This is a genomic window from Candidatus Limousia pullorum (genome assembly GCF_057405065.1).
Map to the genome: position 1 here is coordinate 411,236 of NZ_CM171614.1, position 12,306 is coordinate 423,541.

The window sequence follows — 12,306 nt, forward strand, 5'->3', positions numbered from 1 at the left end:
TGATTATGTATTATCTGAATTATTTGTATCTCTTGTTTTCGTTTCTTGAGTGTCTTGCCTTTGAAAATCTCTTTTTCTCTGCAAACACAACGAAAGCAAAGGATGCTGCCATAACAGCTGCGATAATTATAAACCATTTTACAAAATCACCGTTGTTCTTAACATCTGCGCCGATGCTTGCAACGCCTGCGTTTGTAACGCTCTGCATAGCTTCGTTAGAAGTCTTGGAAGCCTCTGTGATAACCTCTGTGGCAGCCTGTACTGTTGTAGGTGCCTCTGTTGGAGCTTCTGTTGTTACTTCTGTAGCCTCTGTTGTAGGTGCTTCTGTTGTTGCTTCGGTTGTCGGAGCCTCTGTTGTTGGTTCCTCAGTTGTTTCCGGCTCTGTTGGAGCTTCTGTTTCCTCTATAACCTCAGCCTGCTCAGCTTCGTTTCCTTCCATGTAAGTCTCTTCAGTAGCTTCAATGTTAATCTTGAAGTTTTCTGCGGTCTCGCTGAAGAGCAAGTCGTATGTAGCCTGATCAACCTCGCCTGTTACAGGGAGAGATGCAACATACTGGAATGTTGAAACAGCTTCCTCAGTTACTTCTCCGTAGAAAGTTGTAACCTCTCCTTCGAAGTATCCCAAATCTTTAAGTCTCTGCTGAATAGCAGTAACCTCTGTGCTGAAATCACCGTATCTGTATATGCCGTCGTCTACAACCTCAGGCTCTGTTGGAGCTTCTGTTGTAGGAGCTTCTGTTACCTCTTCGGTAGGAGCTTCTGTTGTTGGTTCCTCGGTTGTCGGCTCTTCTGTAGTCTCCTCTGTGGGAGCATACGGAGCGCTGTCGGAGAAGAGAATCTCCATATCTGTACCTGCGATACCGTCTACAGTAACGCCTGCAGCTGCCTGGAATGCTTTGTAAGCTGCTTCTGTTACGCTTCCGAAGTAACCTGTGATATCCTCATGGAAGTATCCAAGCTCTTTAAGTCTTTCCTGGATTTCAATAACCTTCTGACCGCTTGAACCCTTTGAGTAGTACTCCTGTGTGCTTCCTGAATTGCCGCCTGATGATGAACCGCCGTCGGCAACGCCTGACATATTATCAGGAACCTTATCAGATGCGCCGTCGCTTCCGAATGTGTAGGTAACGCCGTCAATTGTTCTCTGGGTGTTTGTTATGTACTCACCATTTTCATAGTAGTAATAACCACCGTTGAACTCTTCCCATCCTGTTGTAGGATAAGTAACGCCCGGAACTGTACACCACTTTGTCCAATTCATGCTGTAAGCGTTTGAATAACATACGCCGTATGCGGAACCTCTTGCGTCAACGGACATGTCATTACCAACATAAACGCCGATATGACCCGGTTTCCAAACTGCAAGGCCGTGAATATTAGGAATTCCGTCACTTACATAACCGATTTTGTCAGAGTTTTCAATAATGTCAACTCTGTATCCGCCCGCATATGAATAAATCAAACCGGAGCAGTCAACTGCACCCGGAGAAGCTCCACCCCAAACATAAGACCATCCGCTGTAATAAGCATTTAGAGCCCACTCTGCAAGGCCTACACCTGTGCCGCTGGCTCCCGCTGTGATGGAAGTGATTACAAGAGTAGAAGCAAGTACCGCCATAACGAGGATTACAGACACGGCTTTCTTAAGATGCGCCATCGGACTCAACCTCCTTACTTATAGTAGATTTTTACTGTTCCAAGCTGTATTAACCTAAGGGTTACATCAGATTACAACTTGTAACAATGTTGTAATTATTATAGCATGTCCACCTTTTCATTTCAATACCTTTCATCTAATTTTCACCTTTAGAACATAATTCAAATTGTGCTATTTATTGTTTTTACACGGCATTTTTTGCCATAAATTTGACAATTAGCACAAAAAAAGTGGAATTTGTATTTATTTTTAGGGCTTTTCACGATTTTTAAATGAAAAATTTTCAGATAAAAATATTTTCAAAACTTTAAATTATTTATAAAATTTTGAACGACTTACACTAAAAAGTAAATCACTTTTCCAAAATAAAACCGCCTGCCGAAAGACAGACGGTTTTGAGGTTTATCAAGGGCTTACTAAACTTTTTAAAATTTCTTTCATCTCTTCAATTATTTGTTAAGGAATAAACAATTATTAGGTCATTGCCTGTTATTTCATATATTCCCGGTTTAAGCTGTTTTGTTTTCTCATTTTGGAATATCATTTTTTCAATATCATTACTGTTCATAAAAAAGTAAAACTTTGTCACAATAGTTCCGTCAGAGAGTGTTTCCGCCTTTGAGTCAATATATGTTCCTTTGCAGGGAATATACCACAAAACAACACCGCTTCCGTTATCATTATAATAATCACAAAACCAGTATCCGGAAACAAGGTCAGGGAAATTGTTTAATTCAAGAGAGCCGTTCATCAACATATCACCGTTAAAAATATCGGTTAATTCTACTGTTGAAAAATTATTTATATTCGGGACAGCAATTTCACCTGCACCATCTATTACTATGATTACATTGTATATATCATTATAATAAGCTACGCCTCCGCCCATGTATGTGTCCTCGTCCAATCGGTTTTTTAAAGAAATCTCGACAGGTGCAGATGTGTATTTCTTTATTTCCTGATTATCTACTACCTGATATATATCATTTGAACTGTACTGTAAAAATACATTGCCGTTGACTACCGCTATCTCCTTTAAGTCATCATTGTAAGGCGCTGTATAGGTCATATTAACAACCGTTCTCGTTTCTGCCGTTTTTATATTGTATTCATATAATCTTACGGTGTTGGTTGTCTCTCCATTATTATTGTTAAAAACTGCTTCGTTATCTGAGTAATAAATGCAGTCCTTGTTGAAAATATCATAGGTAACAACATTATTCATAACTCTACGGTCTGTGTCTGTAAACTCATGTGAAATATCCGCAAGCATTTCATATTCATTGTTTTGTGTGTCAAAACACATAACTTCATTATAATTCAAATAATACAGCTTATTATCAAGCAATATATCAAGGCTTATTTGTTCATATTCATAATCGCCGATTCTTTTCATCGGAGAAACTGTAAGTTTGTCCTGCGGTATATTATAAGCCATTAAATCAACAGCTGCCCCGTGTTCGTCTGTTGAAGCATAAAACAGTACATAGTCATCTGCAAGACGATATTCCATATCGGTTTTAAAGTACTTGGCAATAAGCTTGTTTTCTTCCGTTTCAAAGTTATAGCAGTAAAGGCACACATCGTAAGCCGGGTCAAACAGAGTATAAACCATTGTATTTCCCGATACTCCTATAAACTCGTTAAGCTCTTTGTCCACCAGAGAATACCAGTCCATAACCAATGACTTTTCCATTTTTGAAATTACCTTATCAATTCCGTTAGGAGTAACTGCTTCTGCAAGAGATATGACAATTTCGTCAGTCTCTGTGTTTCCTTCATTTTCACTGTCGCTTATTATCTCGAATATAGGGTAATCTGCAGCTTCATACGGATATATCTCAAGAAGATTATAGCTTCCCTGCACCGTAAGCTCAACCTTTAAACCATCAAGTACGCAATAATAAGTACCGCTGTCCTGAGAATAAACCAAATCCTCGGATATTTCAGCCATACCCGAAATATCAAGCATTGATGCGGAAACCATATCGCAAAAATCATTGAAATCGGTAAGCAGACTGTTGTCGGCACAGTAAACCCAAGCTTTGACAATATGTCCTGTTTCCTCAGTGACATCGATGTTTATGCCCACGGTTTCATAAAGTCCGCCGCTGCTGAAATCTATAGTATATTCCTCAATTTGAGAATACCATAAATCAGAAACTATACGCACCGGGTTTCTGAACATATCTTCAACCGTAACTCCAAGCTTTGCCTTGCTTTCTGCGTCCAGATTTGTACCTGTGTATTTTTCCACATATTTTATATACTGCTGTTTCAGATTTCCCTGAAATTCAAACAGTGTTAAATCCGTGGTTGAGTAGCCTGTATAGCTGTCTGTAATTACCCTTTTTTCTGTATAGTATCTTTCCAATGGCTTTACCGAATATTCTGTACTTTTAAACTCAATTACAAAGCCCTCGTCCTCAGAGGTAAGCTTCAGCTGTTCTGTCCAGTAGGCTATGGCATTTTCGCTGATATCAGAAATGGTAATCTTCAGCAAATCCTCCAAACACTCATTTATATTATCCTCTGCAGAAAAATACAGACTCCAATCACCGTACTTTGCTTCGCATTTCAGCACTCTGTTTCCTGAAAGGTTAATTTGAAAATTATAATTAATATCCTCATCTATTAAAAATCCGTCGGTAAAATTATTTTCATCATTAACCGCAGTGTTCCATAATCTTACAAAATCAGAATATGATATATATGCATATTCTGACTGTACCTGTTCAGCCACACTTTCATGCTGATGAACATTATTTATACCATTTTCGCTGCCGTTACATCCCTTTACGAGAAATACAATCAATGCAATTAAAACAATAAAGGCAATGATTATAATTAAGCTTTTCTTTTTTACTTTTCTTTTTTCCTCTTCTTCTAATGAATTATAAGAAAAAAGTTTCTTAAAATAACCGTCTTTTTCTTTCTCTAAAACCACTCTTTCTCCGCAGTTTCCGCAGAAAAGAGCGTTTTCATCTAAAGTATATCCGCACTTTTTACAACTTTTCACAGATTTCACCCCTATTCCACTTTTACCACCGTGTTTTAATTTACCTTTGTTTTCAAAGAAACGCCTATGCAAAGGAATACAACAGCCAAAATTAAAAACACAAACACTAATGCTATAAAAATATTCGGAAGCATGAGCAAAAATCCGTCATATTTTGACGGAAAGATTTCGTAAACAGCCCTTGATGGTCTATTGCTTATTGCTATAGGAATACACATACCACATATTAAAGTCAAAACTATAAATACTCCGGACAAAACAAACCAAACTTTATGCTTCATAATAAATTTTCCTTTCCTTATTCCTTAGAAATTCGAAATTCCGAACACAGTCCTGTCTTAATTTCCTTAGGTTTTACCCAAATATTATGTTTGTCATATTTCGTAAAACTCACTCCTCTTTATTTAATAGTTTAATTTCATTATATCAGAAACGTTCTGTTTCTTCAATAGTTATTTTAGAAACTTATCGTTTTATTTGTGGCATTTACCAATAAATTATTTGTATAATGATTTTATACAGAGGTGGAAACAATGAAAAAAAGCCAGCATATATTGCCACAAAGATTAAAAGAACTCCGTAAAGAAAACAATTTAAGTCAGTATAAATTAGCTGAGGAACTTGGAGTGTCAAGAGGTCTATTAAGCAATTATGAACAGGGAAGCAGAGAACCCGACTTCAATACTCTTATGCTCATTGCTGATTATTACTGCGTTTCCCTTGATTATCTTATGGGGATAACCAACGTAAAACAAAGATTTTTAAGTACACAGAAACAAAATGAATATTATATGATTTTTGAGGACATCGCTGGTTTGGAAAAAGAAAGTCTTAATGAGCTAAAAAAATATATCGACCTTTTAAAAATCAGGGATGATTTGTACCGTACAGAGAATAAAAAATTATCCGAATCAACTTCAAAAAACAATATTGAAGCAGGCTGATTTTATTTATAAATTTATATCACATAACAAATAAATAAAAAGGTTTATAATATCACAAAAGGGTTGCCAATGTCAGCTTTTTACATTGGCAACCCTTTTTGTTGTTGCATAACTATACCGCTTGATAAAAATTAAATTAAACCAAAACCGCCTGCTGAAATCCGGCAGGCGGTAATTTTTGTTATTTAAAAGTTGAATTAGGCTTTTTATTTGTATAATTTTCCAAAAGACTGCGCATTTCCTCTATTCTTTCCGGGGAACATTCGCTGTATTTTCCGAAGGGAAATTCAATCTTCATTTCCTTATATTTGTCACTGCAAAGCTTTCTAAAAGGCAAAAGCTCGATTTTTTTTATGCATTTAAAGTCTTTAATAAGTTCATAAAGCTTTGAAATGTTTTCCTCGGTGTCGTTAAAGCCGGGAACTATTACCTGTCTTATCCATGTGTTTATTTTTTTGTTTTCCAGCACCTGAAGAAATGACATAACCTGCTCAAGAGTTGTGCCCACGTATTTTTTGTAGCTTTCTGTGTCGGTCATCTTTATATCAAGAAGCACAGTATCGGTAACGTCCAAAAGCTTCAAAACCTTTTCATTGAGAACACATCCGCTGGTGTCAAGACAGGTGGAAATGTTTTCCTCTTTGCACAGCTTAAAAAGTTCTGTGACAAACTCTGCCTGCAAAAGCACTTCTCCTCCGGAAACGGTCACTCCGCCCTCTTTTCCGAAATATGGTCTGCATCTTTTTATCTTTGCAAACACCTCTTCCGGTTGGGCGTAAATAGTTTCCTTTGTGTCAAACTCCCAGGTGTCGGGATTGTGGCAATAGGCGCATCTCAGAGGACAGCCCTGCATGAATACGACAAATCTCACGCCCGGGCCGTCCACCGTGCCCATAGATTGGAAGGAATGTATTTTTCCTAACATATTAAACCCTTTCGTGGAAAGTTCTGCTGATAACCTCTCTCTGCTGTTCCCTTGAAAGCTTGTGGAAGTTTACGGCATAGCCTGAAACTCTGATTGTAAGGTTAGGATATTTCTCAGGATTGTTGTAAGCGTCGATAAGGGTATCACGGTTCATAACATTTACATTTATATGATGTGCAAGCTGGGCAAAATAGCCGTCGAGAATTGTCACAAGGTTCTGAGTTCTCGCCTCTTTGTCGTTGCCCAAAGCTGTAGGTGTTATGGAGAATGTATTTGAAATACCGTCACGGCAGTCCTCATAGGAAAGCTTTGCAACTGAGTTCAAGGAAGCCAAAGCACCGTTATGCTCTCTGTTGTGCATTGGGTTTGCGCCAGGTGCAAAAGGCTCGCCGGCTTTTCTTCCGTCAGGTGTTGCGCCTGTTTTCTTTCCGTACATTACGTTTGAAGTGATTGTGAGAACTGAAAGTGTTGTGATAGCGTTTCTGTAGGTCTTTGTCTTTTTAAGCTCTGTTGATACAGAATGGAGAATATCCTTTGCGATGCTGTCAACTCTCTCGTCGTCGTTGCCGTATTTCGGGAAATCTCCTGTTGTTTCAAAGTCCACAATATAGCCGTTTTCGTCACGGATTGCCTTTACCTTGGCGTATTTGATTGCGCTCAGGGAGTCGGCAATAACTGAAAGTCCTGCAACGCCGCATGCCATAAAGCGTGTTACGTTTGTATCGTGCAAAGCCATCTGGGTTTTCTCGTAGGCGTACTTGTCGTGCATGTAGTGGATTACATTCAATGTGTTGATGTAAAGTCTGCAAATCCACTTTTCATAGTGGTTAAATCTCTCCATTACCTTGTCGTAATCGAGAATATCGTCCTCATAAACGCTCATTTCCGGAGCTGCCTGTGTCTTTGAATATGTGTCGTAACCGCCGTTGAGAGCCAAAAGGAGAAGCTTTGCAAGGTTGCAGCGTGCGCCGAAAAACTGCATCTGCTTGCCAACCTTCATAGCGGAAACACAGCAGGCGATTGCATAGTCGTCGCCGTAAATTGGGCGCATAAGGTCGTCGTTTTCATACTGGATTGAATCTGTGTCAATTGAAACCTGTGCGCAGAAATCCTTGAAAGGCTTTGGAAGCTTTTCAGACCACAAAACTGTGAGGTTTGGCTCAGGAGCTGATCCCAGGTTGTAAAGGGTGTTGAGGAAACGGAAGGTGTTCTTTGTTACCAAGGTTCTGCCGTCCTCGCCCATGCCGCCGAGGGATTCTGTAATCCACATTGGGTCGCCGCCGAAAAGCTCGTTGTATTCAGGAGTTCTCAGATGTCTTGCCATTCTCAGTTTCATAACGAAATCGTCAACAAGCTCCTGAGCTGAGCTCTCGTCCAAAACTCCGTTTTTAATATCTCTTTCTATATAAATGTCGATAAAGCTGCTTACTCTGCCCAGTGACATTGCGGCGCCGTTCTGTTCCTTGTTGGCTGCAAGATATGCAAAATATGTCCACTGGATAGCTTCACGGGCGTTCTTTGCAGGCTCTGAAATATCATAGCCGTACATTGAAGCCATTTCTTTAAGCTTACCCAGGAAGTTAATCTGCTGGAAAAGCTCTTCGCTGAGGCGGATTGAATCTGTGTCAAAGTCGCCCATTGCGATTTCCCTCTTGTCGTTCTGCTTTTCTTCAATAAGAAGGTCGATGCCGTAAAGGGCAACACGGCGGTAGTCGCCGATAATTCTTCCTCTGCCGTAAGCGTCGGGAAGTCCTGTCAAAATACCTGCGTGACGAACCTTTCTCATCTCGTCGCTGTAAACTCTGAATACACCGTCGTTGTGGGTGGTTCTGTACTGGAACTCATCCTCAATTTTGTCGGAAAGCTTATAGCCGTAAGCTTCGCAGGCTTTTCTTGCCATTTTAATTCCGCCGAATGGGTTTACGCCTCTTTTCAAAGGTCTGTTTGTCTGCAAGCCAACGATAAGCTCGTTTTCTTTGTCGAGATATCCCGGCTTGTAGGCTGTAAGTGATGATACTGTTGTTGTGTCTATATCAAGCACACCGTTAAAGTGCTGTTCTATTGTCAAAAGCTGGTTGAGCTTATCCATGAGATGCTTGGTTCTCTCTGTTGCAGGCTGCAAAAACTCTGAGCCGCCCTCGTATGGAGTTACGTTCTGCTGGATAAAATCTCTGAGGTTGATTTCTTTCTGCCAATCTCCGCCTTTAAAACCGTTCCACTGTTCAAAATTTTTTGTAAACATAGAAAATCAATTCCTTTCACCGCAATAATGTTTTTTCTCAAACCTGTTTTCCCTTTTTTATTTCTTATTCTACCGTATCAGATGAATTTTTTCAGTAACTCGGTAACCTTTTCTTGAAAGGCTCTGCCTTTCAAACTTTCCGCCAAAGGGACGGTGGTCCCTTTGGAATCCCATTTCTGCTCACATAAAAGTTTTATGAGAAAATAGCCATTGTCACTGTTAAATAAAACATAAAACCGCCGTATGGCGTGAGTTTTCTGCCAGCTGAACCTCTCTAAGGCGGAAATAAAATAAATGCCAAAGACGGGAATAGCCATTCCAACTAACGAGTGAAACCCCAACCCGCCGCATGGCGTGAGTTTTCTACCAATTGAACCTTTCCAAGGCGGAAATAAAAAAAATAAAAAAGAGCAATCCACGGTTTGAGGATTGCCCAGACGGTCGGCTTTTGCCGTTTCTGCTCCACTGTGGTCAATCCACTGTTCCGTCAGTCACAGAAACGAAGAAACTTTTTATTTCTGAAATCAGTATAGTTTATATTTTGTGCTTTGTCAAGCAATTACATAAAAATCGTAACAATTATCAAAAACACGAATAGTTATCATTTATTTCCTGTATCTATTGATAAATATTCAGATATGTATTTTTTTATATAACTAAACAATTTATGCTCCTTACACAAAAAGGGATTCTATGTACTGCTTTGCACAGCGTGGGGAACGTCCTCCACGCTCAAGGGCAAATCTTTCTGCACCCTTTTCAAGCTCAGTAACATCCATGTCAACACCATTTTGAGCAGCCAAGGCACGGACAATTTTAAGGAAGTTATCCTTTGACGGTGAGCTGAAACATACGGAAAGTCCGAAACGGTCGGAAAGTGATAAGCTTTCCTCCATGTTGTCACGGCGGTTCAGGTCGTCTGTGTCACGGTCGGAAACGCTTTCCTTGACAATATGGCGACGGTTGGAGGTTGCGTAAATAAGTGCGTTTTTAGGTGTTGCCGCCAAACCGCCCTCCAAAACAGCTTTAAGTGAAGCGTAGCTTTCGTCCTGCTTGTTAAAGGAAAGGTCGTCGATAAATATGATAAACTTGAGAGGTACTGCGGCGATAGAGTCCACCAAAAGCGGGAAATCCATAAGTCTTTCCTTAGGAATTTCAACAATGCGCAAGCCCTGTTTTCTCATGGAATTAACAACAGCTTTGACAGTTGAGGACTTGCCTGTACCCTTGTCGCCGTAAAGCAGACAGTTGTTGCAGGTCTTGCCCTGTAAAAATGCCTTTGTGTTTTCAATAACAGCGTTTCTCTGGATTTCATATCCCTTGAGATTTTCCAAAGTCACAACATCAGGATACATAACAGGTCTTATGCCGCCTGTTCTCCAGATAAAGGCTTTGTATCGGGCAAACATGCCACAGCCGTTTTCCCTGTGGAAATTGAGAAGCTCGTCCATAGACTCTTTAATATGTTCAAGCTCTTTCGGAAAGCTTCCCTGCTCCCATTTTGGCAGAGTTGGAATAATGTCCTCAATTTCAGATTTAAAAGCACAGCTGTTTATTATGTCCTCAGGTGTAAGGGCTGTGCTTTCCATAAGGCTTATGCAGTCACGCTTGGCGGCAAAAAGCACGTTTTCAGGAAGATTTTCCGCTGAACCGCTGGTTGCCGCTCTTGTAAAGCAGTTTTCGTCAAACATTATGGCTTCGCCCATGGACTTTGCAAATGTGTCGCTGTAGCCTCTTTCGCTGAGAAGAGCAAAAAACTCGCCGTAAGACTGCAAAAAGCTTTCCGGGTTTTCCTTTGAGGCTTTCAAAAGTCTGTAAAAAGCTTTTGGAACGCTTCTGCCTAATACTCCTTTGTATATTGATAAGGAAGAAAGGCTCATCAAAACCTTTTCTGTGTTGTTCATCATAATAATCACTACCGTAAATTTATTTTTTGATTTCATCTATTTTACAACCTTTTGACATCTTCGTCAAATATAAATCGACTTTTTACATTTATCTGATTTTTATAAAAAAATTTTCAAAAAACACTTGATTTTTTCTTGTGTATGTGATAATATAATGAAGTCCTCGAGAGACAGTTGGTGTTGATGACGCTGAGGGTCCACCCGTTCCCATACCGAACACGGAAGTTAAGCTCAGTGGTGCCGAAAATACTTGGCTGGAGACGGCCTGGGAAAATAGGGAGATGCCAACATCAAAGTGTCCACCCAATAGGGTGGGCATTTTTTCGTAATATATCTTATTTAGCTTACAAGCATTTTATTATGTGTGATAAACTATTTATGTCATCCTGTAAAACAAAACTGCCGTGGTAATCCTCACGGCAGTTTCGCTTTTTTACCATTCAATACCGTAGTAATTGCAAATACCTTTTGCAATGGCTTCGGCAATTTTATCTGTGTTGTTTATAATAAAATTCGCACCTTCCACGGTGTCGTGATGTTCACACTCCACATATACCGACATAGCCTCAATATCGCTCAGTTCATGTAAATCCTTTCTTTGTTTCAGCGGATAATCAGAACCGGGAGTTATGGGTGCAAGACTGTCTAAAATATTTCTCGCCGCCTTTACATTTTCTGTATCTGCAAAATTGTAAATCATAATCAATGTTCCGCCGGTTAAACTTCCGTCAAATGCATTTGTATGTATAGGTACATGAAGGTCTGCTCCCCAATAGTTTGATTCATCTATTGTAACATACATATCCTGATTCATCGGGGCTCTTTTTACATTAAATCCATGTTCAAGAAGATATTCTTCCACAGCTTCAGCAATTATATTGCACTGTATCATTTCATTAGTATTTCCAATTGCATAAATATTTGCGTCTTGATTTGAGGGCGACAGATAAATTTTTATACCGTTGGGCTGTACCTCGTCTTTGCTGAGATATGATTCATAAAAAATACTGTTCAGACTTATATCTCTTGTGTCCACATTGTCTTTTAAAGTTTCAAAAGCTTCCGAGTTTTCCAGTGTGTCAGTACCTGCCATAAAGCCCTGCAACTTTGTCACTTTATCAACGCCAAGGGGATTGTCGCCGCTTAAGCCTAACTTTAAAGCCAGCATAGGCGTCATAGGCTCTAATCCGGCAATACACTTTTGCAGCTGGGTACAGTCGGAAATATCGCAGATGCCGTCGCCGTTTAAATCGCCGGGAACATCTGTATAAACGCAGGCTTGATTAAATGCTTTGTAAAGATTCCAATATGCTTCCTCACCCTGCTGCTGACTGTAATTTTCTAAAACATCTTTGGTGTTATCAAGCGCCTGCTGATAAGCTGACAAAAATTCCTGAGAATAATAATTATCATCGACAAAGGCTTCACTGCAAAATTCATACAGGAAATTCAGTTCACTTTGGTCAACCTGAAAATCACTGTCCGATATTTCAGAAGCGCTTACAGCCCAGCCCAGCATTGTCAAAGACAATAAAACCGCCGCACAGATTTTAATTACCCTTTTCATTAACATACACTTCTTTCAATATTATTTTTTACTGTCCGGTAAACA

8 protein-coding genes, 1 rRNA gene and 1 riboswitch are annotated in these 12,306 nt (G+C 39.7%); of the genes, 2 read left to right on the forward strand and 7 right to left on the reverse strand.

The window, feature by feature from the left end:
• Nucleotides 1-19 precede the first annotated feature (19 nt).
• The 3 genes from CGICJO_RS01850 to CGICJO_RS01860 form a co-directional block, all read right to left on the reverse strand.
• Entirely contained in the window at nucleotides 20-1,657 is a 1,638-nt protein-coding gene (locus CGICJO_RS01850; protein ID WP_486499422.1) for a C40 family peptidase, read from the reverse strand.
• A gap of 445 nt (nucleotides 1,658-2,102) precedes the next feature.
• Nucleotides 2,103-4,676, reverse strand: coding sequence for a zinc ribbon domain-containing protein (locus tag CGICJO_RS01855; RefSeq protein WP_087378429.1), 2,574 nt, complete (start codon nucleotides 4,674-4,676; stop codon nucleotides 2,103-2,105).
• A 35-nt stretch (nucleotides 4,677-4,711) separates the two neighbouring features.
• Complete coding sequence (locus tag CGICJO_RS01860) at nucleotides 4,712-4,957, reverse strand: hypothetical protein (protein WP_087378427.1); 246 nt, start codon at nucleotides 4,955-4,957, stop codon at nucleotides 4,712-4,714.
• Nucleotides 4,958-5,209: 252 nt separating this feature from the next.
• Here CGICJO_RS01860 and CGICJO_RS01865 point away from each other — a divergent pair, with 252 nt between their 5' ends.
• On the forward strand, nucleotides 5,210-5,620 hold the full coding sequence (locus tag CGICJO_RS01865) for a helix-turn-helix domain-containing protein (RefSeq protein WP_486499423.1): 411 nt from the start codon (nucleotides 5,210-5,212) through the stop codon (nucleotides 5,618-5,620).
• A gap of 181 nt (nucleotides 5,621-5,801) precedes the next feature.
• Here CGICJO_RS01865 and pflA read toward each other — a convergent pair whose 3' ends face one another.
• From pflA to CGICJO_RS01880, 3 genes are all read right to left on the reverse strand, one after another.
• The gene (pflA, locus tag CGICJO_RS01870; protein WP_486499424.1) at nucleotides 5,802-6,545 is read right to left on the reverse strand and encodes a pyruvate formate-lyase-activating protein; all 744 of its coding nucleotides are present in this window, start codon (nucleotides 6,543-6,545) and stop codon (nucleotides 5,802-5,804) included.
• A gap of 1 nt (nucleotide 6,546) precedes the next feature.
• A complete protein-coding gene (gene pflB / locus CGICJO_RS01875; protein WP_486499425.1) occupies nucleotides 6,547-8,787 on the reverse strand; it encodes a formate C-acetyltransferase in 2,241 nt (746 codons plus the stop codon).
• 424 nt (nucleotides 8,788-9,211) lie between these two features.
• Nucleotides 9,212-9,292, reverse strand: a riboswitch (ZMP/ZTP riboswitch).
• A 169-nt stretch (nucleotides 9,293-9,461) separates the two neighbouring features.
• Entirely contained in the window at nucleotides 9,462-10,730 is a 1,269-nt protein-coding gene (locus tag CGICJO_RS01880) for an ATP-binding protein (RefSeq protein WP_486499426.1), read from the reverse strand.
• Between the two features lie 137 nt (nucleotides 10,731-10,867).
• Between CGICJO_RS01880 and rrf the strand changes: the two genes are divergently transcribed.
• Nucleotides 10,868-10,984: ribosomal RNA gene (gene rrf, locus CGICJO_RS01885) — 5S ribosomal RNA — on the forward strand.
• Nucleotides 10,985-11,127: 143 nt separating this feature from the next.
• On the opposite strand, the gene CGICJO_RS01890 is transcribed toward rrf, so the two are convergent.
• Nucleotides 11,128-12,261, reverse strand: coding sequence for an N-acetylmuramoyl-L-alanine amidase (locus CGICJO_RS01890; protein ID WP_486499427.1), 1,134 nt, complete (start codon nucleotides 12,259-12,261; stop codon nucleotides 11,128-11,130).
• Nucleotides 12,262-12,306: the final 45 nt, after the last annotated feature.

What these genes read in the sequence shown, in the direction of transcription:
- CGICJO_RS01850 (WP_486499422.1), bottom strand. Translation starts at nt 1,657, where the DNA reads ATGGCGCATCTTAAGAAAGCCGTGTCTGTAATCCTCGTTATGGCGGTA.
- CGICJO_RS01880 (WP_486499426.1), bottom strand. Translation starts at nt 10,730, where the DNA reads ATGAAATCAAAAAATAAATTTACGGTAGTGATTATTATGATGAACAAC.
- CGICJO_RS01890 (WP_486499427.1), bottom strand. Translation starts at nt 12,261, where the DNA reads ATGAAAAGGGTAATTAAAATCTGTGCGGCGGTTTTATTGTCTTTGACA.
- pflA (WP_486499424.1), bottom strand. Translation starts at nt 6,545, where the DNA reads ATGTTAGGAAAAATACATTCCTTCCAATCTATGGGCACGGTGGACGGC.
- CGICJO_RS01865 (WP_486499423.1), top strand. Translation starts at nt 5,210, where the DNA reads ATGAAAAAAAGCCAGCATATATTGCCACAAAGATTAAAAGAACTCCGT.
- pflB (WP_486499425.1), bottom strand. Translation starts at nt 8,787, where the DNA reads ATGTTTACAAAAAATTTTGAACAGTGGAACGGTTTTAAAGGCGGAGAT.
- CGICJO_RS01860 (WP_087378427.1), bottom strand. Translation starts at nt 4,957, where the DNA reads ATGAAGCATAAAGTTTGGTTTGTTTTGTCCGGAGTATTTATAGTTTTG.